The sequence below is a fragment of the Gemmatimonadota bacterium genome (assembly GCA_026705765.1).
Taxonomy (GTDB): Bacteria; Latescibacterota; UBA2968; order UBA2968; family UBA2968; genus VXRD01.
The window spans coordinates 1-25,126 of record JAPPAB010000104.1; the positions used below are offsets into that span (position 1 = coordinate 1).

The 25,126-nt window shown below is 50.2% G+C and carries 26 protein-coding genes; 23 read left to right on the top strand and 3 right to left on the bottom strand.

The features are described 5' to 3' along the window. The 7 genes from OXH16_13835 to OXH16_13865 form a co-directional block, all read left to right on the top strand. A partial coding sequence (locus tag OXH16_13835) for a GNAT family protein (protein ID MCY3682476.1) occupies positions 1 to 275 on the top strand: 275 nt, incomplete at its 5' end. 114 nt (positions 276 to 389) lie between these two features. Continuing rightward, positions 390 to 962 carry an ATP-binding protein gene (locus tag OXH16_13840; GenBank protein ID MCY3682477.1) on the top strand — a complete coding sequence of 191 codons (573 nt, stop codon included), beginning with the start codon at positions 390 to 392 and terminating at the stop codon, positions 960 to 962. A 77-nt stretch (positions 963 to 1,039) separates the two neighbouring features. Beyond that, positions 1,040 to 1,840, top strand: coding sequence for a class I SAM-dependent methyltransferase (locus OXH16_13845; GenBank protein ID MCY3682478.1), 801 nt, complete (start codon positions 1,040 to 1,042; stop codon positions 1,838 to 1,840). A gap of 49 nt (positions 1,841 to 1,889) precedes the next feature. After that, a complete protein-coding gene (locus OXH16_13850; GenBank protein MCY3682479.1) occupies positions 1,890 to 2,396 on the top strand; it encodes a DUF2441 domain-containing protein in 507 nt (168 codons plus the stop codon). A gap of 53 nt (positions 2,397 to 2,449) precedes the next feature. Continuing rightward, positions 2,450 to 3,343, top strand: coding sequence for a DUF692 family protein (locus OXH16_13855; GenBank protein MCY3682480.1), 894 nt, complete (start codon positions 2,450 to 2,452; stop codon positions 3,341 to 3,343). A gap of 80 nt (positions 3,344 to 3,423) precedes the next feature. Next, entirely contained in the window at positions 3,424 to 4,770 is a 1,347-nt protein-coding gene (locus OXH16_13860) for an NAD(P)/FAD-dependent oxidoreductase (protein MCY3682481.1), read from the top strand. Between the two features lie 17 nt (positions 4,771 to 4,787). Further along, the gene (locus OXH16_13865; GenBank protein MCY3682482.1) at positions 4,788 to 5,312 is read left to right on the top strand and encodes an NUDIX domain-containing protein; all 525 of its coding nucleotides are present in this window, start codon (positions 4,788 to 4,790) and stop codon (positions 5,310 to 5,312) included. Between the two features lie 131 nt (positions 5,313 to 5,443). Here OXH16_13865 and OXH16_13870 read toward each other — a convergent pair whose 3' ends face one another. After that, on the bottom strand, positions 5,444 to 5,962 hold the full coding sequence (locus OXH16_13870) for a hypothetical protein (protein MCY3682483.1): 519 nt from the start codon (positions 5,960 to 5,962) through the stop codon (positions 5,444 to 5,446). A gap of 102 nt (positions 5,963 to 6,064) precedes the next feature. Between OXH16_13870 and OXH16_13875 the strand changes: the two genes are divergently transcribed. Next, positions 6,065 to 7,369 carry a DUF4838 domain-containing protein gene (locus tag OXH16_13875; protein MCY3682484.1) on the top strand — a complete coding sequence of 435 codons (1,305 nt, stop codon included), beginning with the start codon at positions 6,065 to 6,067 and terminating at the stop codon, positions 7,367 to 7,369. A 31-nt stretch (positions 7,370 to 7,400) separates the two neighbouring features. Here the strand turns inward: OXH16_13875 and OXH16_13880 are convergent, their stop codons facing one another. Further along, complete coding sequence (locus OXH16_13880) at positions 7,401 to 8,381, bottom strand: hypothetical protein (protein MCY3682485.1); 981 nt, start codon at positions 8,379 to 8,381, stop codon at positions 7,401 to 7,403. Positions 8,382 to 8,564: 183 nt separating this feature from the next. On the opposite strand from OXH16_13880, the gene OXH16_13885 reads away from it, so the two are divergent. From OXH16_13885 to OXH16_13920, 8 genes are all read left to right on the top strand, one after another. Then, on the top strand, positions 8,565 to 10,013 hold the full coding sequence (locus OXH16_13885; protein ID MCY3682486.1) for a sulfatase: 1,449 nt from the start codon (positions 8,565 to 8,567) through the stop codon (positions 10,011 to 10,013). Positions 10,014 to 10,033: 20 nt separating this feature from the next. Continuing rightward, entirely contained in the window at positions 10,034 to 11,170 is a 1,137-nt protein-coding gene (locus tag OXH16_13890) for a sialidase family protein (protein ID MCY3682487.1), read from the top strand. Between the two features lie 175 nt (positions 11,171 to 11,345). Next, complete coding sequence (locus OXH16_13895) at positions 11,346 to 12,539, top strand: sigma-70 family RNA polymerase sigma factor (GenBank protein MCY3682488.1); 1,194 nt, start codon at positions 11,346 to 11,348, stop codon at positions 12,537 to 12,539. 37 nt (positions 12,540 to 12,576) lie between these two features. Beyond that, positions 12,577 to 13,338: a methyltransferase domain-containing protein gene (locus OXH16_13900; protein MCY3682489.1), complete on the top strand. Its 762-nt coding sequence runs from the start codon at positions 12,577 to 12,579 to the stop codon at positions 13,336 to 13,338. Between the two features lie 278 nt (positions 13,339 to 13,616). Beyond that, positions 13,617 to 14,429, top strand: coding sequence for a hypothetical protein (locus OXH16_13905; GenBank protein ID MCY3682490.1), 813 nt, complete (start codon positions 13,617 to 13,619; stop codon positions 14,427 to 14,429). A 108-nt stretch (positions 14,430 to 14,537) separates the two neighbouring features. After that, positions 14,538 to 14,909, top strand: a complete 372-nt coding sequence (locus tag OXH16_13910; protein MCY3682491.1) for a VOC family protein — start codon at positions 14,538 to 14,540, stop codon at positions 14,907 to 14,909. A gap of 56 nt (positions 14,910 to 14,965) precedes the next feature. Then, positions 14,966 to 15,772 (top strand): class I SAM-dependent methyltransferase, encoded by an 807-nt coding sequence (locus tag OXH16_13915; GenBank protein MCY3682492.1) that lies wholly within the window; start codon positions 14,966 to 14,968, stop codon positions 15,770 to 15,772. A 93-nt stretch (positions 15,773 to 15,865) separates the two neighbouring features. Further along, positions 15,866 to 16,900 carry an NAD-dependent epimerase/dehydratase family protein gene (locus OXH16_13920; protein MCY3682493.1) on the top strand — a complete coding sequence of 345 codons (1,035 nt, stop codon included), beginning with the start codon at positions 15,866 to 15,868 and terminating at the stop codon, positions 16,898 to 16,900. A 35-nt stretch (positions 16,901 to 16,935) separates the two neighbouring features. On the opposite strand, the gene OXH16_13925 is transcribed toward OXH16_13920, so the two are convergent. Beyond that, entirely contained in the window at positions 16,936 to 17,898 is a 963-nt protein-coding gene (locus OXH16_13925) for an aldo/keto reductase (GenBank protein MCY3682494.1), read from the bottom strand. A gap of 350 nt (positions 17,899 to 18,248) precedes the next feature. Here OXH16_13925 and OXH16_13930 point away from each other — a divergent pair, with 350 nt between their 5' ends. From OXH16_13930 to OXH16_13960, 7 genes are all read left to right on the top strand, one after another. After that, complete coding sequence (locus OXH16_13930) at positions 18,249 to 19,064, top strand: GNAT family N-acetyltransferase (GenBank protein MCY3682495.1); 816 nt, start codon at positions 18,249 to 18,251, stop codon at positions 19,062 to 19,064. Between the two features lie 304 nt (positions 19,065 to 19,368). Continuing rightward, the gene (locus tag OXH16_13935) at positions 19,369 to 20,379 is read left to right on the top strand and encodes a phosphotransferase (protein ID MCY3682496.1); all 1,011 of its coding nucleotides are present in this window, start codon (positions 19,369 to 19,371) and stop codon (positions 20,377 to 20,379) included. Positions 20,380 to 20,414: 35 nt separating this feature from the next. Beyond that, positions 20,415 to 21,197 (top strand): class I SAM-dependent methyltransferase, encoded by a 783-nt coding sequence (locus OXH16_13940; protein ID MCY3682497.1) that lies wholly within the window; start codon positions 20,415 to 20,417, stop codon positions 21,195 to 21,197. Positions 21,198 to 21,244: 47 nt separating this feature from the next. Next, positions 21,245 to 22,507: an MFS transporter gene (locus OXH16_13945; protein ID MCY3682498.1), complete on the top strand. Its 1,263-nt coding sequence runs from the start codon at positions 21,245 to 21,247 to the stop codon at positions 22,505 to 22,507. A 38-nt stretch (positions 22,508 to 22,545) separates the two neighbouring features. After that, positions 22,546 to 23,610: a nucleotidyltransferase domain-containing protein gene (locus OXH16_13950; GenBank protein MCY3682499.1), complete on the top strand. Its 1,065-nt coding sequence runs from the start codon at positions 22,546 to 22,548 to the stop codon at positions 23,608 to 23,610. Next, positions 23,603 to 24,340: a methyltransferase domain-containing protein gene (locus OXH16_13955; protein MCY3682500.1), complete on the top strand. Its 738-nt coding sequence runs from the start codon at positions 23,603 to 23,605 to the stop codon at positions 24,338 to 24,340. Before OXH16_13950 ends, OXH16_13955 begins: the two co-directional genes overlap by 8 nt. A 143-nt stretch (positions 24,341 to 24,483) precedes the next feature. Beyond that, positions 24,484 to 24,957 (top strand): GNAT family protein, encoded by a 474-nt coding sequence (locus OXH16_13960; GenBank protein MCY3682501.1) that lies wholly within the window; start codon positions 24,484 to 24,486, stop codon positions 24,955 to 24,957. The last annotated feature ends 169 nt before the right edge of the window (positions 24,958 to 25,126 follow it).

The window sequence follows — 25,126 nt, forward strand, 5'->3', positions numbered from 1 at the left end:
CTGGCATTGCCCGCAGGAGGGATAGAGGTAAGGGGTACTGCACAGATGCCGCACAGGTAATACTTCGATTTGGGTTTGAGCATTTGGACCTGTACAGGATTTCGGCTGTGACAGCCTCCAATAATACGGGTGCCATCCGAGTTCTCGAGAAGCTCGGATTTACTCAGGAAGGGTGCGAGCGCGAGGCTATATATTGGTCCAACCGACGTTGGGACAGGCTCTTATTCGGGATTTTGCGCACAGAATTTGAATCCAGGCATAATACAGACTACTGAACCGATTTGTTGAGGATACCCTGAACTTAAAGCAGTCCTTTTAAAGAGACTGTGGACAAGTCATTCTCAACCTGACCAAATATTAAGTGTATATGAATGGAGAACTCTCGACGAATGACAAAATCTTTGCTTATTATTATTAACGGTGCTCCGTGTACTGGCAAAACAACATTAGGGAGAAAACTGGCTAAGCAACTCCGCCTCCCCTTTCTTAGCAGAGATGGCATTAAGGAAGTCCTCTTCGATACCCTTGGCTGGGAAGATAGGGAATTTCGTGTAGGGTTAATCCATGCCAGTTGGGCGCTTTTGCATTGTTTCCTGAAAACTCAAGTTGAAGCGGGAAAATCGCTTATTGTTGACACAGCATTTATTTCCAAGTTTGATACGCCAAAACTCCTGGAATTAAAAGAGAGACATGACTTTGAGCCATTTCAGATCCTGTGCAAAACCGACGCTGATGTGCTCTTTAAGAGATTCAAAGTGCGGTCTGAATCTGGGGAGCGTCATCCCGGCCATACAGATCATTTGGTAACGTCCGACCAGTTCGACGAATTTCTGAGAAATAAAAAGTATAAGGCGTTAGATATAGGCGGCTCTATTTTTGAGATTGATACTACAGACTTCAAGTCGATTGACTATGAAGGTTTGTTGGCAGCAATAAACTTAAAAATTTCATTAAATGACTGAAAAATAAAGAGAAAACCCGACTATATAAAAACTGTATATAACGAAAAAACAAAACCTATCTTTGCAGAGGGGTACTCATGCAAGAGACTGGCAGTAACTATGATACCCATTGGTGGGCGCTAATCTATGACCAATGGAACGAGACTGGTGGCCGCTCTGCACTAAATGAACGGGAGTTACATTTTTACAAAAATCAATTGCAGAACACGCGCGGTGTGATATTGGAGGCTGCCTGTGGAACGGGTTGTAAAATGCTGCCTCTGCTGCTCGATGGGCTTGATATCTTTGGCTTTGATATTTCGCATCCCATGTTGGAAGTGCTCAGGCACAAAGCAATAAATTTGGGAATTTCAGATATAGATTCTCGAATCTCACAACAGGATCTTGCCGATTTTATCTATGACCGCCAATTTGCAGCGGTTCTCATACCTGCCAGTTCCTTCATGATGCTGCCGACTCAGCAAAGCCAAATAGACTGCCTACGACAGGTCTATGAGCATCTGCAGCCAGGAGGACGCTTACTCCTGAACTTCTACATTCCCTCCTACACAGAAGACATACTCCTTCACCAGGACATCCCGCCAGGACAGGAGGAGTTCGGTGAGTGCATGCACCCCAGGACAGGGAAGCCGATTCAGGTTAATTACTCAAAAATATGTGATCTGACATCGCAAACGGAAACCTACACCTGGACATTTGAGTATGACGGGGAAACGGCCAAAGTGCCAATGCAGACCCGATGGATTCACAAGGAAGAATTTCAGTTACTACTGCGATTGAGTGGATTTGACCAGTGGGAATTATACGGGAGCCACGACGGCAAACCCTACGCGGGTTCACCACATATCACCAATACCTACTGGACCGTAACCAAGTAAAGACAGCAAAACAGGCAAAACAAAAAACAGAAGGGAGGCATCCAACACTATGGCTCTTGATATTGGTCGTGGAACTCTACTATTTTGGTCAGCGAAATCCGAGCTTTCCTCTGGGACCCTTGTGAAGCCGGGGCACTTTCAAGACCATCTGATCCGCCAACCTCTAATCGAAGTGCAAACCAGTCCTCTCACCGTGACGATTCCAGATGCTGCCTCAACGGGAAGGGTCCTGTTGGAAGTCGCCTGGGAAACGGTTCGCCTCAGAGAGTTTCCATATAGACCAAGTCGATTTGATTGTCTCTTCCTCTGGACAGACGAGCGTGCTGCCAGACGGTTCAATTCGAAAAGAGCAGATACTGAACTCTATGAAGTTGAGATTGTTGATTGCTCTCGTGTATTTGCTGCGAATATGAATCTCATAAGCTATTTTGAAGAGCCTGAAACTCTCGGATCAATGTTTGAGAGGGCACGAGAATACTGGAGAACCGAGAGAATAGACGAACACAGAGAGATTCTGTTGGAAGGCTCTATTCGGATCACACAGACTATCTCATAGAAAAACCAGGCGGATTTCATTGCCACGACAAAGCATCTACTGGAGAGACAGCTATGGAACTTGCTGTGAATTATTCTATCCAAGCGGCAGAGTTGTTGCGGCAGCAGCAGATTGCCTTCGACCGTTTCAAGTGTTCTGATCATTTGTTTGACCAAATTACAACGATTCAAGAAAGTCACCCCATTTACCTGCACTTTCCACTTAAGGTAGGCCTGGGTATCTCTGATGCAGTGAGCACCCACACCAATCAGCCAGCCAAGTGGGATCAGGTTGAAGGTCTAATGGGACAAACAGACACACCTTTTATAAATCTACACCTGGCACCGGAAGATACTGATTACCCAGAAGTATCGGCTAATACCACGGATCCGATGCATGTCGAAATGCTGAGAGATAATATGATCCGGGATGTGAGTGCCGTGGTCCGACGTTTTGGAGCAGAGCGGGTAGTTGTTGAGAACGTTTTCGATGGAAGAACACACAACATATTACGTCCAGCGTTCTTATCAGAAGTCATTTGTCAGATAGTAGCAGAGACGGGTTGTAGATTGCTTTTAGATGTATCCCATGCTCGCCTGGCTGCTGACTATTTGGGTATCGACGCCCGTGAGTATATTACAGACTTACCAGTCCAACACATTCAAGAACTCCACATCACTGGCATCCATCGGATTGAAGGAACCTACATAGAGATGGCACGCCAGATGGGAGTGGATGAAGCAATTATTCAGCGCGTTGAAGGCCGTTTGGTGGATCACATGCCAATGGGACATGATGACTGGCCATTCTTGGCATGGGCGATAGATCAGATTAACAATGGTTCGTGGGGGCGACCGTGGATTATGACATTCGAATATGGTGGAGTCGGCGACGTGTGGGAAAAGATGACCAGGACAGAAATCCTGGTCGAACAGATCCCACGCCTGTATAGTATGCTCAATAAATAAAGGCCGTGAGACTACAGCATTCTTTGTCTACAGCCAATCACGGTGATAGGCCACAAACTCCCGCGCACAAGGGAATCTTTATGAAAAAAGAAGCATTGGAAAATGACATAATTGTAATCGGTGGTGGTCCTGCGAGTGTTGAAGCGGCGGTCGCGGCGGTCCCCTATGCAGATAGCGTGGTAATCATCTCTGAAGAGCCTGTTGGCGATTGGGGAAAGCTGATGCCCAGTCGCGTGTGGTTGGCTGCACTCGACCAAATGGAAATGCTGGAACAGTCTCCATTATTGCGAACCACCTCTAAATCTGGGGCGTTTGATCTGGACCTGATCGCTGCTCACACTGACCGGGTTGCCAGTAGTTGGAGGAAGTACATTACTGAAGAACTCAATCGTAAAGGTGTCCAGATTTCGATTGGTCGTGCATCATTCAATTCCCCAAACCAGGTACAAATAACGAGTAATGCGGTTCGGCAAGAACTGTCTGCTCATGCCATCATCATTGCTTCCGGTGCTATCCCTAATTTTCCACTCGGATTTGAGCCTGATGGCGAGAGGATATTCTCCGCAAGCACAATAAATCAGATGAAGGCCCTACCCAAGTCAATCATTGTCGTGGGTGACGGTCCTATTGGGTTTGAGTTTGTCGATATATTCAGCCGTCTGGGTGCCAGTATAACCTGGATAGTGTTGGCTGGTGGTCCCAGATCTGGTTTTGGAACAGAAGCAGATGAATTTCTCATCAGCATCTTCAAAAAAAGAGGTATTCGAATTAAAGCCGGACCACCTATTGAGTGCATTGAACGCGGAAATGACGCGATATCTGTAATTCAGAACGGCTTGAAAATCGAAGCTGAAATGGCGTTCGTCAATCTTGGGCATAGACCCAATTTGGGACCTCTCAATCTGCAAGCGGCAGGCATAGAGGTTAATGAACGTGGACTTCTGGAACCGGATGAATTTGGACGCACGAACATTTCCAACATCTATGTTGCAGGTGATGCGATCCGATTTGGTCCGGGAACCATAGCCATGGGACAAGCAAGAGTAGCCGGATTACACGCTGTAAATAAGAAGACCTCCCCATTCGATCTGGAAAGCACAGTAATCTCCTTTGGGCTTAATCCCCAGGTCGCCAGGGTGGGAACAATTCAAAGAGATGACGGCTCCGTTCAATCCGTTGCAGTGCCTTTTCGAGCAACTATTCTTTCACATGTAAATAGCGAATTGGAAGGATTTATTAGAGTTGCGTGGGACAATGAAGGGCAAGTGGCCGGAGGATTAGCTGTTGGAAGGAATGCTGCTGATGCCCTTGCACCCATAGCGATGGCTATCAAGACGAGGACATCAATCAATGACCTTGCGGAAATGCAGGGGCCTCACCCCAATATCTCAGAATTGCCGTACATCACTGCGAAAAAAGCAACATAAAATTCAAAAAAGCCGCTATGAAAACAGAAGAATCAATTGCAAAAGTTATCGACCGTGATATATGTGACAATGGGGAAACCTATAGTCGCTATAAACAAAGAGTGAAAGAAGGAAAACCAACGCGAGATGAAAATCCAGAGACCCATTTTTGTGTCTATTTTCTGCCCTATGATTCCCAGAGCAAAAAGGTATTTGTCATCCACCATAAAAAGTCTGGCCTCTGGCTTTCTCCTGGCGGCCATATAGATAAAGACGAGACGCTTTTGGCAGCTTTGAACCGTGAGATAGGTGAAGAATTGGGAATATGGCGCTTTTTTAAATCCGAGCCACAACCGTTTTTGTTGACCATTACACCAATAGAAAATCTCGTGCAACCCTGCCAGTCTCATTATGACATCTGGTATTTGCTTCTTACAGATGGCAGCAATTTCAATATTGATATGCAGGAATTCTATGCTGCCAAATGGTTGACTATTGAAGCCGCAAGGGAAATAGTCACTGATCCGTCAACTCTTATGGCCTTTCAAAGGCTTCAACCGTAATTCAAAATGGCCTTTCTATGAGGAAGTTTATTACAATAGCTTGACAGGTGTCTGTCGCCCCTATCAAGGAATGAAACATGTTAAAAAAAATTAATCTGCTCCGCACTGTTTCCATCGTGCTAACCTCAATTTCAGCAGCCGATACCGCCGAGTTCACCCTCGTGGACAAAAAAGCCGGGATCAAACCGGCACCGCTGATCCTCTTTCCAGATGCACCACCTTTCACGCGCAAAGCCGCGATTGATCTTGCCGATTACATCGAGAAAACCTGTGGCACTCGACCGGAATGGATCGACGGTCCACCCCGCCAATTCCCAGATCGGGCCATCTGGGTGGGTTACCAACCGGCGCTTGATTCGCTGTTTCCAAATATCGACTTTGACTTCCAACACCCCGAGGAAATCGTCATCGCGGCGAGCGAAAAGCACCTCGTAATCGCGGGGCGAGACCGTTGGGATCCCAACCACCTGATTGCACAGATCAACGGGAAACGGATCGAGGGAATCCAGCAAGAGTATGGGACTGTAAATGCGATCTATACGTTTCTGCACGATCGACTCGGCGTGCGTTGGCTCTGGCCTGGCGATCTCGGCGAGGATATCATCCCGCAGGAATCCATCCGCTTCGCGACCTTCAGGTATCGCTACCATCCCAGTCTTCGTTTCCGAGCCGGACTGTTCAGTTACTCCAGGCTGGCACCCAGGGGATCATACGGTCGATCCCAGAAGTGGACACGCCGTCAACGGCTGCAGTTGGGTTCCCTCGAAATGGAAGGGGGGCATGGATTCCGCGACTGGTGGGAGCGATTTCACGAAATACACCCCGAATACTTCGCACTTCAGCCTGACGGAACGCGGAGCGGATTTCCACAACCCAAATACGCCAAGCTCTGCCAATCGAATCCGGAGGTACCGAAGCAATGGCTCGCGGATGTCGAGAAAGCACTAAACCAAAACCCAAATCAACGCGTCTTCAATGCGTCGCCTAACGACGGCTGGGCTAGCGGGCATTGTGTTTGTGAGCCCTGTCGCGCCTGGGACCATCCAGATGGCGAGCTCCGTTCGTTTCACTGGAAAGGGACCAGGCAGGAACTGCCCGCACTATCTGATCGGCACGTCCGGTTTGCTAACACATGTGCGCGGCTACTCAAGCAGCGCTATCCGGATCGAGACTACTATGTCATGATGCTGGCCTACGGGCATTCCCGGCCTGCTCCGATTCGCGAAGTTCCGGCAGAGAATGTCATTGTGGCAAGCGTGGCGAATTTCCTCAACCGAGACGGCCTGATCGACCGTGGTTCGACCAGGGGTTCCACACACAAAGAGCAATACATCGCGTGGTCGAAGGTCGCGAAGCACATGATGTGGCGACCCAATGTCGGTGACCCCGCGGGCTGGCCTCAGGGACAGCCGGATGTGGCTCTCATACAAGCAATTGAGGACTTCAAACTGATCGGTGAAAAAGCGATGGGCATCTTTGTCGATATGGTATGGGAACACTGGGCAACGCACGGGCCACAATACTATCTCATGGCGCATCTCTTGTGGGATCCGTTGCAGGATGGGCAGGCGATTCTACAGAATTACTATCAACGTGCATTCGGCCCAGCAGCCACAGAACTCGAGGCCTATTGGAATCTGATGGAGGAGACGCGCAGCATCTTTTGGGCAAGTGAACGAGCATACCCGGATGTCTATGACAAGGCGTTCTTCGACCGCGCTTATGCGCTACTCGAACAGGCGTCACGCAAGGTTACGGACGAACCGGAGCGATTCGGGGCGCGGATTGATTTCGTCCGCATAGGCCTGGATCACACCCGCCACATGATCGACATTCGCGCTGGAATGACCCGGTATTGGAACGGAGACAAAAGAGAACAGGCGAACGTACTCGCCGCCTGGGAAAAGATCGAGCAACTCTGTAAGGATCACCCCTATGCGATCAACTGGGGACCGATCCGTCCCCAGACGCCGCGAATGGCCGGGTTGCACCCAGATTATCCTCCAAGGAAGAGAGCTCCCGTCGTGAAGCGAATAAAGTCGTCGGAGCAACGTTAAAGCCTGAGTGAACTTGACCCGTTAAAGCGGTTCATTTCTTCGGACATACGGCCACTCCGATGTGGCGGTAAATACCCGCGCCGTCGGTCTTAATCGTCCCGTCCCCTGCCCGGTAGAGGTTTCCCCAGTCTCGAGCGGAATAGTACATCAGGTAGCGGTCACCATCGTCCAGCACGCATGGCGTAGATGTGTATCGTCCGTCGAAATCGTTTGGATCGCGTGTTGCGGGAAACGAAGGCTCCTTCAGGTGGTGCGTCCAATTCAGCCCGTCTTCCGACGTTGAACAGAAAATCTCAAAGATTCCCCCCTCCACATGGCATCCGTACCACATCGTATATCCCTGCTTATCCCGCAAAACGCTCGGATAGACCACGCTCCGGCGCGTTTCCGTAGCCCGGATCATCGGTTCGGGATCCCGCGTCCAGGCGATGCCGTCGGTCGATTCGAAGTGGTAGATATTCCCTACCAGATCTCCAAATTCTCCGTCCGGACTGGGGGATGAACACATCCACATGCGGTAGGCATTTGGTCCCTCCTTCAACACGCACGGCCCCCGCCCACTCGGATAGGTCGGCTCGGGGTAGGCCTCCCATGCCAGACCGTCGGAACTGGTCGCATACCCCAGCTTCTGTCCCAGAACGATCGCCCTACCCCCCTCACCCGGACGGCTGTCAGCCATCACGAACCACATCTTATAAAGATTCTCATCGCTGTCGAAAATTACGTGCGGCGTTTGCCATGCACGGCCCCACGGCAACCCGCCGCTGAGGATCGGATTGTCTGGATGTGGCGTCCAGGTCAGCCCATCCGGGGACTCGGCATACCCCAGATCCATATCGCTCGTGCGCGTGGCCGTTCGGTTGCCCAGGTACCACATTTTGTACGTATCGCCCATACGGAGAACAGTCGGGCTGTACAACGTCACCCGGCACCAGTCCTGGTTTGTGGTCATCCCCGACAGAATCGGCTGCTCCCAACGCTGCCAGTCCAGTTGATAAAGCGGTTTGGACATCCGATAACCTCCTGTTTCAAAAAGATAACAACGGCTTGTTTATATGAACAGATCCGCGAGAGAAAGCAATGAAGAAATGTCAGCCTGATCAGTATGTATTTCTATTGTGTCGGAACAAATGGGTCTATAGCTTATTTCGGCCTCAAGAGTTTTAATTCGTCCATCCGTCTTCGGAGATTTACAATGAACATCATTCTCTTAATCATCGACACCATGCGCTACGACTATATCGGCACCAACGGCAATGACTGGATCGAAACACCCAACCTCGACCGCCTATCCTCACAATCCTGGTGTTTCGACCGTGCCTTCGCAGCGAGCTTTCCCACCATCCCCTATCGCACCGACGTCATGACCGGCAAATACGGCAGTCCCTTTCACGCCTGGAAACCACTGCCCTTCAACACCAACGCACTGCCGTATGTCCTCGGCAAAGCAGGCTACGCGACGCAACTCCTGCACGACACCCCCCACCTCGTCAACGGAGGTCACGCCTTCGATTATCCCTTTCACACCTGGACCTTCATTCGCGGTGCCGAAGTTGACCGCGCCTGGATAAATGACGAAGCCAAATGGCCCAGCAACTGGGCAAAAGACCCGCTCTTTGACATCCTCGAAGACGAACTCCCAATACCAACCATTCAATATGCCCGCAGCAACAGAGGCCGTGACAACTTAGACGACTGGAACTGCGCCAAACTCTTCAACACCGCCGCCGAGTTTCTTCGCGACAATAAAAACCGGGAAAATTTCTTCCTCTGGATCGACTGCTTCGACCCCCACGAACCCTGGGACGTACCCCCCGAATTCATGCTCAAATACGACAAAACGCCTGGTTATGATGGGCGCCTCGATCCTCGCATATTCAAGGGCGGAACACAAGCCCGCAGCAATCCCAACCTGCCCGACGAAGCCAGAGCACGCATCAAAGCCAGTTATGCAGCCAAAGTCACCTGGATGGACCACTGCTTTGGCCGCTTCCTCGAAGCCTTTGAAGCCACGGGTCTGTCCAAAAACACCGCCATCCTCGTCGCAGGCGATCACGGCACCAACGTCGGTGAACGCGGCAGATTTGGCAAAGGCGCACCCGTTCGCGAACAAGAAATACACATCCCACTTTTCATCAAAACACCCGAAGGCGACACAGGTCGCAGTTCTGCCATCTTTCAACCACAAGATTTCTTCGCCACCATCGCCAACCTATCAGACGCACCTGTTCCCGACAATATCGAAAGTTACGACATCCTCAAAGCTGCACGCAATAACAGCATGGGCCACCGCGAAATCGCCCTATCAGGCGTGGCGCGCAGCAAAGCGATGCGACATCTTCAACGCGGCTACTTTACTGTCTTCGACCAGGAAGGCTATCTCGAATGGCATCCCAACCCCGAAGACAGCATCCTCACGCCCTACGGCTCTCTGGCCAATATCGCGTCTGAAAATCCTGATCGCGTTCAAGACCTTCACACCTCAGGCATCGCCGAACTCAAACACCGCAATGCCGACCCCATCTTCATCGACTGGCTCAAAAATGGCGCACCCGGCAATGTACCCGAATGCAATCTCTTCGACGGCTACCCTGGCCCTGAAGGCTTTGAAATGTATTCCTCCAATATCTACAAAGGCACTTAACTTCGTCCAGGGAGGCACTTATGGCCGGAAACCCAAACAAAGCAGATTATAAAATCACCCCCAAAAACCCACCGAACGATGGGATTCTCTTTGTCGATCACGCCCCGGCAAGAAGAGGTGGAAATCTCGGGCACGCACTGGTGGAGTATGAGGACGGGAAGATCCTCGCCTTCTATCCGAACTGCTCCGCCGAAAGCCACAACCCGAAGAAGTCTGACAAGGGCCACTCGGCTAGAGGCTGGATGGAATACAAGCGATCGGAAGACGGCGGCGAGACCTGGAGCGATCGGAACGTGGTCGCCTATTCGAAAAACTTGTTCGACACCGGACAGAGCGGGAAGACCAGCAAGAAATTGTCCGCCTTCGCCGAGAAGGCAATTCGAACGGACAAGGGTGAAATCGTCCTCTTTTTCCTTGTGTGTGACATCACGACCAATGTCATTTGGAGGCAATTTCAGGTGCCGACATACATCAGCAGTCCGGATGGAGGGTACACATGGAGTGAGCCATCTGCACTGTGCGACAGTCGGGGCAGGCTCTACGATGCAAAGTATCACAACGGAGAGATACTCGCGCTCCACTTCAGGAACGACAACGAGATCAATTTCCTGGGCAACAAGCCCGAGCATGTGTACGAGTTGCATGTGAGCAGCGACGGCGGCCAGACCTTCGAGAAGCGCAGCGAGCTTCCCTTCGACACCATCGGAAAATCGTACGGAACCATGGGGATACGCGATAACGGAAGCATCATTGTTTACATATACAACAGCAAGGCTGAGCACACGATGGACTATGTGGTGAGCAACGACGGCGGCCGGACTTGGTCAGAACCGAAGATCGCACACTTTAAAAAGAAGATCCGAAATCCTCAGATGGCTGTGCTAAACGGCTGTTATTTTATGCACGGACGCAGTGCATTTTTGCAGGGTAAGAAAGAGGAAAAAGGTCACTTTGTTCTATATGCTTCACGAGATGGCTTTGCCTGGGATGGCGGCATCTACTTGAGGATGCGCGAGAAGGGAATCGCAGCATATTCGAACAGCATCGTGGTCGGATCGCTGAATCCACACAAGCGGAATCGGCTGCTACTGCAGGCGTCGCATGCGTATGAACAGCACTTGACGAACGTGTATCACTGGTGGATCGACACGCCATAGAAATGATTGGGGAGATCGACAGGCACCAGCGGCTAACAGCACGATGCGGCATTGGCATATCCCCCAGGCGTTGATCCGACGATCATAGCCGAGTCATAAAAGTTGCTTTTTGTGTTTATTTTTTTAAGCTCAAAATTCTGTGAACCTTTGGCAGCTTTTTCGGTCTATTAGGCAAATGCCGCGGTCATTACCTACATCCCACACTGACCTCAACGATGCCACTGACGACCTGCTGGTGCAACGAGCAGGGTCCGGCGATATGGGTGCATTCAACATCCTTTCTGGCCGTTATATCCGTCTTATTTACGGAATTGGCTGGGCCATTACGGGACGGAGAGAAGACGCCGACGATGTGGTGCAAGACACGTTCGTTTCTGCGTACAGCCGATTGTATAGCCTGAAGAACGGTAGGAAGTTTGCCCCCTGGATCAGTCAAATTGCCCGCAATACAGCACTTGATGTATTGGACAAGAGGAAGCGGCATCGCATAGACGAGAACTGGCTCAGAGAACGGGATCTGGTGAGTACTCCTGCCGAACAGTTGGACGAGTTTAATCGGTTGAATCACCTGTGGTTTGCGATAAACAAACTCCCAACGGACGACAAGATCACGGTGGTTCTCCACTATTTTGTCGGTCTTGATCAGCAGAGCGTTTCAAATACGTTAGGCGTTCCTCTGGGAACCGTCAAGAGTCGGCTCAATCGGGCACGAAGAAAACTGAAAGGAGAAATGATCCAAATGAAAACAAAAAATTTCAACGCCTCAGGGCCAGAAGATGATTTCGGCCGATCGGGGTTAGGGGGAATGGAAGGCGATATTACATGGGAACCGCTCCTGCGGGGTGATGGGTTAGAAGGTTGGTGCGAGACCGATGTGCCGTTGGCCAATTCCACGCCAGCAGAGCGAGGGATATCGTGGACTCGCAACGGCAATGCAGTCAGGGGGAAAGTGCCAGCCGAGAAGACAAGCCGAATTGTCCGGGGAGATGCGAATTGGCGCGACTACGAAATCTCAGCTCTATGCACGCTAATTGAAGGACCGGATGTGCAAATACACTTCCGCGTTTCAGAGGAAGGACAAGCCTACTACATGCTCAATTTCCTCTATGGTTGGCAGGCCATCGCCATCAGCAAAATGGAACCTGGTGCTGGAGAAGTGGACAAGCTGAGTGTTGTCAACTTCCCTTTTGAAAAGGGTCGCGAGTACAATATTCTGATCGCAGCACGCGCGCAGTCGTTGACGAGTTACATCGACGGAAAGCTGGTTAATCAAGTAACGGACAACTCATACCGAAAGGGTGGAATAGCTCTGGGACTATGGTGGTCGTCCGTGAACTTCAGAGATCCCAGGATCAGACACATCCATTAAATATTTCACTGAACCGATGTGTTGAGGAGACCCAAACTTGAAGCAGTCCTTTTACGGAAGAATCTACTCTCAAAGCTACGACCTGGAAGGAAGACGCGGCGATATGCTTCCGTTCTACCTGAACAAGTGGAAGAAAGCTGGAAGACCAGGCCCGGTCCTTGAACCGATGTGTGGAACAGGATATTTTCTAATCCCCTTTCTGGAAGCAGGAGCGGATATTGATGGGGTAGATGCTTCACCATATATGCTGGCTGAATGTCGTAAGAAATGCGCAGAGAAGGGCTTAGATCCCTCGCTGCATCAACAGTTGATTGAAGAGATCAACCTGTCGCGACAATATGGATTCATTTTCATCCCGGACCGTTCATTTGGTCATCTCTATGAACGGGAAGCTGCTCAGAAATCGCTTCAGAAACTCTGGGACTATCTCTTGCCCGGTGGATGGTTTATTCTGGACCTCAAGACGCCACCTGAAGAAGGTGAGTTTGGAAAATCAGGCGAAACGGAAATTGAAATCGAAGACCGGCTTGATGGTTCGACTGTTTGGATTACTTCATTATGGTCTGAAAGAGACGGTGGACTTGTCATTCGCAACCTGACCAAATATGAAGTGTATGTGAATGGAGAGCTCACTACGACGGAACTATTCGACTATAATGAACGGTTTTATGACATAGTTGAATTTGAAGAAATGCTGCGTAATACAGGATTTATGGATATACAGACGACGAAAGCTTACGGGGACACCGAACCATCGGAGCATGATATCGTCGTTTTTTCCTGTCGTAAGCCTGAATAAAAGCCCTGCCACATCAACCACCCCCATCGTTAGACGCAAGCGCTTCGAGACCAATAAGGTGTAGTCTCCCCTATCCCATCCGAAACATTCCATTTTATGACATCGTCGTATTATTGAGCAGGGGGTGAGAGCCAGTGGTGCTGGCCCCGAGGCTTCCAAACCGAGGGCTACGGGTATCCTGTGGGATATCCCGTATATGGGTTCGATCCCCACACCCTCTGCCATGATTGACATCAGTGGCGAATTCATTCTATTCACCGATATAGAAAGGCAATTCCATGACGACTGACGGACCACTGAACGAACAAGACCTTGAGCAACTCTCCACCCGAGGCTACGTCAAGGTGCGCGCCTTTACGGCCGAAGACGCCGCAGAGATGGAATCAACGATCTGGCGTCGGCTGGAGAGAGAGGGCGTATTGCGGGATGATCCTGCGACCTGGCGAAAATACCCGGGTGGAGTCAGCCGATCCGTGAGAAATTCTCGCATCTTTCGAGAAGCCATGACGGCAGAATTTGCAGCAGTGGTAGATCAGTTGCTCGGTCAGGGACAGTGGCGTCCCCCGAAAGATCGCGGCATTGTGCTGTACACCTTCCCCCAGCAGCGAGAAAGTTGGGACATCGCAACCGACTGGCACTGGCACGGAAACCCGCTTCGCAATGTTGACCAACTCCGCGACATCTTCATTTTCTGCTTTCTGAGTAAGGTCGATCCGGAAGGCGGAGGCACGGTTCTGGTTGAGGGTTCACACCACGTTGTGTGCAAGTTCTACAACGAGCTCACCCCGCATCAGCTTGACCTGAAGGTCAAGCACATAAAGCAAAGGTTCTTTGCCTCTCACACCTGGCTGCGAAATCTAACTCATAAAAGGGACTTCGAGGATCGCAGGCAACGATTCATGGAGAAACCCACCGACGTTTGGGGTCATCCTCTGCGTGTGGTGGAACTGACAGGAGATCCGGGTGAGGCGTATGTCACGAACATGTCGGCTCTGCACTCGAGGAGCTTCAACATCCTGGATCGACCGCGGTTCATGACGGCGAAGGGAATCAGCCAGAGCGATGCGGAACACCACATAACACGACCGTGAGCACACGGCGAGAACCTTATACGCAAGCCGTGACTTTCACCACCTCGAAGGAGGCGACGCGTCCTGCGCCGTCCAAAAGAATTTCACTGAGACTTCTGGAGGTTCATCATGCGGTTCACTGGCATTTGTATAATAACGCAGAATGTGGACAGATTGTGCGCTTTCTACAGAGAAATACTAAAACTTGAACCAGAAGAAGGAAATATATTTGAGATCATTCCAACGGAGGGTGCAGATTTGTCAATTTTCTCCTCAGAACGCACGGAGAAGATGGCTCCTGGATGCCTGAAGGGAGTTGGATATGGTAGCTATACTATCGAGTTTGAGGTAGAAGACGTCGACCGGGAATTTGAGCATTTGAAGGCCCTGAAGGTTGAGATTGTTAAACCGCCTACAACCCAATCGTGGGGGCGCCGATCCGTTTGGTTTCGTGACCCGGATGGGAACATCGTCAATTTCTATGCCAATGTGAAGGTGTGATTACTCCCAACGATAGATCAGTTGGGCTTCTTGGCGGTTTTCTCAAGGACAACGCAATGCAGCAGCGCTACGACGAACGCGATCTATACACCGGCCTGGCGTCCGTCCATTGGGCCACAATATCGGTCACCGATCCCCGTAGAGACCAGGAATTCTATCGTTCTATAATTGTGAAAAATTCAGGCAAAGCACTCGAATTAGGGTGTGGCGCAGGCCGCTTGTTGATCGCCTATCTGCAGGATGGACTTGATGTTGAGGGCGTAGATATATCAGCAGATCAACTAACAGTGTGCCGCCAGGATGCAGAGCGTGTCGGAGTCGAACCGGTCCTTTATGAGCAATCTATGCAGACATTCGACGTTCCGCATAGCTACAGTACCATTTACATCCCCTGTGGGAGCTTCGAGTGTGTCATGGATCGCGCCGAGGCATTGGAGACATTGCGACGTTGTTTCACCCACCTGGAACCGAAAGGACAACTCGTATTCGCCTGTTCTCCGGGGAACCGGAACTACTACGGCAGTAAAGAAGAAGCGAAGACCTACCCAGGAGAATGGACATTGCGATCAAACAAGGCGCTTCCAGACGGCCGACGATTATTGGTATATCTACGAGACACGGGAGAGGACCCAGTTGAACAGATCCAGATGCAGGAACGCCGATACGAGGTCCACGACGGTGACCAGATTATCGAGGAAGAGGTGCATGTGGGGCAGACGCGCTGGTATCATCGCAATGAGGTACTTTGGATGCTACAGCTAGCGGGATTCGCCGACGTGGAAGTGAAGGGTAACTTCTCGGACGCGCCCCTGAACGCTGAGCATAAGGACATGGTTTTCGTAGCCACGAAACCGGCTGATTAGAATCCGCATTCGGCTAAACATTGGTGGGGATTCGAAATCCATTTGAGTAGCAAAACATAAAAAAACAGGTCTATTAGATAGGACAATGACATCATGAACATACTCGTCATCGGTGGCACGCGCTTTATCGGTGCCCATGCTGTCGCCAGGCTGGCTGAAGCCGGTCATACCGTCACCGTCTTCCACCGGGGGAAGCACAACGCCGATCTCGTTCCGGACAGCGTCGAGCATATTCACGGCAATCGACTGGACCTGGGCGACTTCCGTGAACAGTTCCTATCGCTGAAGGTGGATGTCCTCCTTGACACGATTGCCATGAACGAGCAATTCGCGCAGACATTCACCGACACCATGCAGGATGTTGCGCCCAGAGTTGTCGTCCTCTCGAGCGGTGACGTCTATCACGCCTATGACATCATGAGAGGATACGGAACAGGTCCGCTTCAGGAAGTCCCCATCCGCGAAGACGGTGACCTCCGAACGCGACTGTATCCCTACCGCGGCGAATCGCTTCGGTCTGACAACGACCCGCACAAACACATGGATTTCTACGACAAGATCCCTGTAGAGCGAATACTTTCACAGGCGTTCGACACGACGATTCTCAGATTGCCTGCCGTTTATGGTCCCGGCGACCATCGTCCCTGGGGATACCTCAAGAAGATGCTCGACGGTCGGTCGGTGATTTTGCTGGGTGAAGAGAGCATGCACTGGCGCTTCATCCGCGGATATATCGACGATGTCGCCGAGGCCATTGTCGCCGCGACAGTAAACGCCTCAGCTACCGGACGCATCTACAACGTGGGAGACGGAAATTACTGCACGGAGCGAGAATGGGTTGAATCGATTGCAAAGGCTGCGGGCTGGAAGGGCGAAATCCGAACGCTCCCCGAGGACAAGCTACCCGACCATCTCGGACAACTGGCGAACCCCGCGCAAGATCTGATCTACGACGTCAGCAGGATCCGCGAAGAACTGGGCTGGGAACACAGGACGGATTTGAACGTGGGCATGAAGCGTACGGTTGACTGGGCACGCGAGAACCCTCCAGAGGCATACGATCAGTCCATCTTCGACTATGACGCAGAAGATCGTGCTCTGGCAAGTGCTGTAAAAAAGGACAATTAACGCAATGGGACGTGCTTTTGGAATTTCTCATGTGGTCATAAGTGCGCCAGTTTGAAAGCGTCGAATACTTCATCGGGCAATGGTTTTAATACAGCAGCTACGTTCATTTCCAACTGTTCAATGTTCATCATGCCAATTGGATTGCCATGTATTCGAGCTTCTCGCAGGCAAAATTGTAGAGCGAGTTGGAGCATATCAACATTTTGCGATTTACACCAGAGCCGGATATTTTCAGCCTGGTGATGATCCTCCTTCCATTCCTGTCGGGGGACAAACGACGCAACGGGTAAACCCGTTAGCCAACCTCTAAAAATAGACCAGGCGTTGAGTACCCCGATGTCATGCGCTGCTGCCGCTGGCAGAATATCATCCGCTGCATTTTGGCGAAGCAGATTGTAATCAGAGTAGGTCAAAAGGACATCAACCCGCCCTGATTCAATGGCTTTCAAATGAAAGGGAGGGTGGTGCATGCCATAGCCGATAAAATCTACCAGACCGCGATCTCGGGCTTGTTCCAGACCTTCGAGGATACCGCCCGGTGCAAGGGATGGTTCGACAGGCCAGGGGCCGTGAACGAGTAGCGCATCGAAGCGGTCAATTTCTAAGCATTTGAGTTGATCTTCAATATCTGGCAGCACGCGATCTGACGAATAATCAGCGATTTCTGATGCATATTCAGGATCTCCTTTTCCAAAGAGACCCCATTGACCACTACCGTGACAACATATTCGGCCAGTGATGATTAAATCCTCTCGTTTGATTGCGTTTTGCTTGATTGCCAACCCTATTTTGCGTAGCGAATCTCCATAGCATCGAGCGCAGTCAAAGTGATTGACACCTAACTCTATAGCGCGTAGCATGAGCCTTATGGCAGTTTCATCACTTACGTGGCCGAACCGATTGCCAAATCCATCACTTCCAAAGGCAATTACCGGGATGGACAATTCCGTTTTTCCCCAACGTCGTCGTGGACAGCAACCATCTTTCAGGATATCCATAGGCACCTCCAAATAAAAAAGGCCACAGCATCCAATTGTGCAGTGGCCGACGCAATAAAAAAACGCCATTCAAAGCGAATAGCGCAACCTGTTGTTTCTGTTCGATTCTCGTTCGTGGCATACGCATGCCTCTCCCTCATAGAGGAACCGTCATCATTTTACACAAGCGCATCACCTCCTTGTAAAAATGCAAGCGTTTCTTCAATTTCAGCCTAAACTCTTTCTTACTTTATACCCAAGAGGGATGCACTTTTGGATCAATCTCAAGAAAAGGACATGGTTTTCATAGCCACGAAACCGGATGGTTAGAACCCGCATTCGGCTAACAAAAGCAGACAGAGTGAGACACCATGCACCGACTTAACAGTAAAGAAACCGCGTCAATTCGCCCTCATTTTGACACGCCCAACCTCCGCCTCGTTGTAGATAGCATTATCGATGGCAAAACCCCTGCCAGAGTCTGGGCAGACGATCCAGCTACCCCGAGGACCGTATTAGTCTGGGAAGGCCGGTGTATCTACCTCGTAGGAGACTTTGAAGGCGTTGAAGCCTACAAAGGGCTGCGAGAGATCTTCTCGACTGAAATTCAGTTAGAGGGTCAGTCGAGAGAACTCGGGTTCTTCAAGCTCTACTATTCACCAGATGCCTGGAGCCTCCGGCTGGAGAAGATTTTCGGCCCGCTCTCGCACACGAACGTGGAAAGACGGATTTACTGCTCTGTTCGGGACAGCTCATCGAGAATTGACGTCCCATCGCCCCCGCTGAAGCTCAGGCAGATCGACGCCCAATTGCTCCAAAGTGACTTTGCACACATTAGCGCGGTCAAAGACGAGATCCTGGGAGGCTGGCCATCCCTTGAAATATTTCTCGACCAGGGATTCGGCTTTGCGATGCTCGATGGAAATTCTGTTGTCTGTTGGTGTACAGCAGAATACGTGAGCGAAGGCAAGTGCGGCATAGGCATCGAGACGATTGAAGCATACGAGAAAAGGGGCATTGCCACTGCGGTGGCTGGAGAGTTTGTCAGGTACGCCCTCGCTTCTGGAATAAATCCCTACTGGGACTGTTGGGCAAGCAACATACCGTCAATCAGGGTGGCAGAAAAGGTGGGGTTCGCCGACAGACACGACTACGAGATCGCAATTGGCACATTCGGCGACGGATAGAGGGTCACACGACACATAAATGGAGAGCCATGCGATGACTTTTCTAAGATGGATTATTGCGGCAAATTTGATTGCCTAACCTGCAACATACTTTGCTATGGGATGGTGGCTAAATAATTTCGCTTACCGGATTGGCCTCAGCCCAGAGATACTTCTGTTGGGCAGTTTGCTCGCCTTGACTGTTGCGGGCCTGGCCATCAGCTATCAGTGTGTGAAGACAGCTATCGTAAACCCCGTAGAAATTATACGAAATGAGTGAGCATCTAATACAGTGTTTTGCACATTTCGACGCTGAGGATTGACCTTGCTATTCGAATACTTGGACTTTCGAGAAGTTGATAGAGAAGAGCAAATCAGAAGGTGTGACTCATCAGCGCGTAAGGCGTTGGCATTGTTTGGCATCACCAACTACAAGATCCAGGCTGTACAAAACTTCTTGGGTGAGAACAAGTGGAGAGTGGACTGCGACTCAGGTCCATACCTGCTAATCATGAGCTATCCGGTCAAGCTCTGGGATTTCGCACCCTCAGTGGCGTATCTTGAATCACAGCTTCTGTGGATGCTATATCTGGAGGAGGAAGTCGGTGTTACTCTGCAAACGCCCCAGCGAAATGAGGAGGGCGAACTTGTATCAACCGTGCGGTTGCTGGATGGGGATCTTCAGTGTGCACTTCTGAAATGGGTGGAAGGCGAGGCTGTATCCATGACTTCGTTGAAGGATGCTGAAAATATCGGAAAGCTGAGTGCAAGGATACATGAAGGCACCCAGAAGTGGAAGCCCGAAAGAGAGATTGTACGGAGACAATGGAATTTGAAAGCGATGGAGGAAAGCTCAGAAAGGCTAAAGCGGCTCTTCTCCTTAGGCCGAATCGAACCGAATCGATTCTCCATTATCGAGGGTTGTATGAACAAAGTTCTCCAGATGTGGCAAGGTGCGGATGGACTGAAGTGTTCAATTACCCATCAGGATTATCACCCGGGCAACTGCCTTAAGCAAGAGAGAGACTACAGGCCCATTGACTTTGAAGGATCAGGCGTGTGCCCACAGCTTTGGGATCTTGCGCTTACTTTAGGATACTGGAGGCGTAAAAACCTCTTTGGTAATACCGAAAAGTGCCTCAATGGGTACACTTCCATCATACCCCTTCAATCACGTCACATTGAACTACTGGAAGCCTTCGTAGTAGGCTCGATTGTGTGCAAGGCTTGGGCGAAGTTGGAAGACGATCCGAGTCTGAGCTTCAAACAATTCGATAGATACAACCAATCGATATTCGCGCCGTTCCTCTCAGGCAAGCCATTCTTGACTGGGTAGATCGTTAGAAACCAGTTTGCTGGAGAACATCATCTATGACGCGATCCAAACGAGAACATCTGGAGATGAACCGCGCCGCATGGGAAGCGTGCCATCGCGGCTGGTTCGAAGCCAGCACCAACAAACCGCGATACTACGCACAATACCGAAACCGCGAGCACGACTTCGATCAGGACGAGTTGGACATGCTCGGCGATGTGCGTGGCCTCGACGTGCTCGTGTTGAGCTGTGCTGGAGACGCCAGTCAGGTCTTTTCTCTGAGCATCCTCGGCGCCAACGTTTGGGGATGTGACTTCAGCGCGACGGCGATTGAGTTGGCAAAAGAGAACGCTCTCAAGGTGGACCTCGATGTCACCTTCTTTGTCGATGACTCCCAACGTTTGGCGACGGTCGAGGCCAATCGATTCGATCTGGTCTATGCGGACTACAACTTCTGGATGTATGAAGACCTACAGACGGCGTGCCGGAACTGGTGTCGCGTACTCCGGCCGGGCGGACGACTCGTCTTGCGGGAAATGCATCCGATTTCAGCCTGGACCCTCAACAGCGAGGATGGCAGGACCTGGACGGTAAATCGGGTGTATGGCGACCGTACCCCGGAGTATTCTCAATGCAATGAGAGTTCCGGTCCCTACCAGTATGGAAACCAGGATCTGGTCGCTGTCGAGTTTCCGCACACCCTGGCGGACATCTTGAACGCGGTTTTCGCCTCGGGCCTGATCGTAGAGCGGATGCTGGAGCGGACGGATGAGGAGGTCCGGGGCTCCGGACGGGGAACGCTGCCATCCGACTTTTTCGTATCAGCGCGGAAGCCGTAATGAGTCCGTCCGAGAGAGGGCCACAACCCGTGAAGAGAGTATTTCAAATGAGTAGAGCATCTGAGGGCGGCCTCTTTCGGCTGGCGCGCTCCAATTCTGACTTTGCCAAGCTCTGGAGCAGCGTCACTATTTCGGATCTTGGCTCTTCTGTCACCAACCTTGCGCTTCCCCTTGTTGCAGTAATAACGCTTCAGGTTGGCGCGAAGGAAATGGGATTCCTCAACGCGGCAACGCATCTTCCAGTACTGCTCTTCGCCCTCCTGGCTGGTGTCTGGATTGATCGAGCCAAACGAAAGCCCATACTGGTCGCGAGTGCGTTCGGACAGGGATTGATCATAGGTCTGGTCCCCGCAGCAACTCTGCTTGGCTGGCTATCCATAGAGTTGCTATATATTGTGGCTTTTATAAGTGGTACACTCGCGATGATGTACGTCCTTGCCTCAACATCGTTTTTGCCTTCCATCGTGAAACGGAAAGATCTGGTCGAGGGGAATGCCCGACTTCAGCTAAGCACTTCGACAACGAATGTAGCAGGACCCGGAGCAGCTGGATACCTTGTCGATATTCTCGGTGCACCGTTGGCAATACTTGTGGATTCAGTCTCGTACTTCTTATCTGGTCTATTCCTATTGAGGATCCGATTTGATGAATCTGATAATATCAGGACCAGGATGGACCAAAGGGTGATAGCTGCCATTAAGGAGGGAATATCGACCCTATTCAGTCACCCTATTCTGAGAGCCATGACTATCGGGACTGCTCTTGCAAGTGCAGCAGGTGCTGTACAACATACAGTTTGGACACTTTTTCTTGTTCGCACCCTGGACATTACTCCGATCTGGCTGGGAATCATCGGATCTGTTGCAGGAGGTGCCTCGATTATCGGGGCCCTATCCGCTGTTCCACTTGCAAAGCGGATGGGTGCAGGCTGGTTGATGATTATTGCGTTGCTACTTGAGGGCATTGCGATGGGCGTGCTTCCTTTCGCAGGCCACTTCGGTTGGATGAAGCTCCCAGCCGTCATTGCTATCCAGGCAGTCTTTAGCCTGGCCTTGACCCTCTTCAGCATAAGCCAGATTAGCCTGAGGCAAGCAGTGACTCCAGATAGACTGTTAGGTAGAATCAATGCCACCAGGCGTCTTGTCGTATTCGGAATAATTCCGATTGCGGCATTGTCAGGTGGCTACCTTGGTGAAACTTTTGGCTGGGAGGCAACACTGTTGATTTCAGCTGCTATAATGATGGTGGCTTTTACCTACTTGATATTGTCATCAGTTCGCGTCTCACCTGAAGCGGTTGTGACAGAATAGGCAAGTCAGTCCTTTCGATCTTACTATTAGAGGTGAAAATGCCATTATCAGAAGAAGATGAAAATCTATTAGAGAATACGCTAAATAGTGTTTCGCTGACGAATTCAACTGGATACTCCCAAGTCGATCAGATAATACAGGGAGTCATCGGTATCTTCGAGCGAATATTTCCCGATAGAATCTGCAGTTATTATCTCGTGGGCAGCTATGCAAATGGCACGGCTATCTCGACCAGCGATCTTGATATACATCCTCTGTTTAAAGGAGGATACAGCAAAAAAGAAAGAAGCAAAGCGCGTCAAATTGGCTGGTTATGTGATTTGATGACGCCCATCGAACTGGGGATTTCTCCTAAAGATGATCGGCAACCAGTAGGCTATAATGGTATTTTCAAACTCATAGGTCGTTTGGTATATGGGGAAGAAGTGAGAGATACATTTCCGATTCCTTCGGTTGACGAATATATCCGAAATTGTATGAATGTAATCAATCAGAAAGATATTCGCGACCGGGAGGTTCTTATCTATCCACTGGACTTCCCCGATCCAGAAGGTGAGTTCTTCGGATATGATCAGAGGGAAGTCTATTCACTCAATGGCGCACAGTATCCAAAAGGTACCAAAGACCTAATTGCACTCTTGTATCAAATTATTATCCCTATTGTCGCCATCGAAACACATTCATATGTGCTTGGTAAAAGTGAAGCATTTCAACTTTATAGGAACCACATCAATGATGCTTGGGCAGATTTTTTGACCGATATATGGGAAACCTGTAGAACGCAATGGGAGTATTGCATTCCTGAAGAAGCACATGCAAAGCAAAAATTGCGAAGTATATGTGAAAAAGTATTGGAACTTGAGAACCACTATTTATTGATTTACAGAGATTTCTGGCTCAAAAAGTTAAATGATACATCAAGTCTGCCGCAAGCCCTGTTTCGCTTCACAGATGTTATTTACCCAGATGATGAAGTTCTCAATGCTTTAAAGGCATTCGAGCATTCTAATGAAAGGTGGATGCATATCGCGAATGATACGATTGAAAGGATTGAATGTTGCCGACAAGACGTAACCTTGTGCAGTGAGGCGAAACGTGAGTAATGAGTGGTGGACCACCTTTTTTTCTGGAAACTGGCTCGACGTTCAAAGAAACATGCGAGCAGAGCGTACCTCAGAAGAGGTAAACTTTCTGGTGCGCGTGCTCAATTTGAAGCCAGGATGTCGGGTTCTCGATGTGCCGTGTGGCAATGGCAGATTGGCGATTCCGCTGGCTGAGAGAGGCTATAAAGTAACCGGCGTTGACATTACAACCGTCCTTCTTCAAGAGGCGCAATCCGCTTCACAAGGAGCGAATCCTGGTCTTGAGCTTGTTGAGATGGATATGAGGGATCTGTCCTGGATTGAGACATTTGATGCAGCATTCTGTTTTTGGGGAAGTTTCGGATACTTCGACGACGACGGAAATAGGCGATTCCTCGAGGCAGTGCATCGAACGCTCAAGACTGGTTCGAAATTTGCTCTGGATATTCCCAACGTCGCTGAAACAATACTCCCAAGACTCCAGCTTCGCAGTTGGAGCAAAGTAGGTGAAACAACTGTCCTGGAGGACATAAAATACAGACACACGGAGAGCCGGATTGATACTGAATGGACTCTGGTTGCGAACGGAATTTCCGAGACGAAGACAAGCTCCATGCAGGTCTATGGATTTCGAGAGTTGACATTCCTCTTTTCCGAGGTAGGTTTCGAGGTGTGCGATACTTTTTCGTCACTGGATTGCGAGCCCTATGAGCTGGGCAGACGTGCATACTTCATAGTGAGAAAAATGTAACTTTGAAAATAGATCGACTTCGGCTAACAACACGGTGTTCCGCTGCGGTGCTGGTGGCGCCTTGGCCTACGACAACCCGCTTTGTGGGTTCGCAAACCGGCATAACGTTATACGCCAGCAGGAAAATCTATGGAGCTGTTCTGATGCAATTCTACATTGAACCATTGGATCAATCAAATGCTGAGAAAATTGCTTCATGGCATTATGAGGATGAATACGCCTTTTATGATCCTGAAGCGGATCCCGAAGATTTAGCAGAGCTTCTTAATCCTGCTCTTCGGGGCGAGTCCATGTTCGCTGTTCGAGATGGCGCAGGCGAATTAGTGGGGTTCTTTGCGTTCCAGAACAAAGAAGGCGTAGTGATTTTTGGTTTAGGACTTCATCCAGATCTAACGGGTAAAGGTTTAGGGGCAGATTTTGTTCGCGCAGGTTTGGTTTTTGCACAATCTCGATTCTCACCGAAAACCATCCAACTTCATGTTGCGGCTTTCAATAAACGAGCAATCAAGGTATATAAACGAGTTGGTTTTAGGGAAGTTGAACACTATATGAATAGGACAAATGGAGGCGAGTTCGACTTCATCCGAATGGAATTGATAGATGGGCTAAACCAGTAGAGTTGAATTTCTGCCAGCGTATAACAGCACGGTTATGAGCGCAGGTTGTTTTTTGTGTGATAAAAAACATAAGGGCGCAAAAGTAACCGAGAACTACACCCCATTCACATAAACCAATAGATGGGTACGATTATGGGATACAGGCCCTGATGAAAAGGTATTGAAAGCC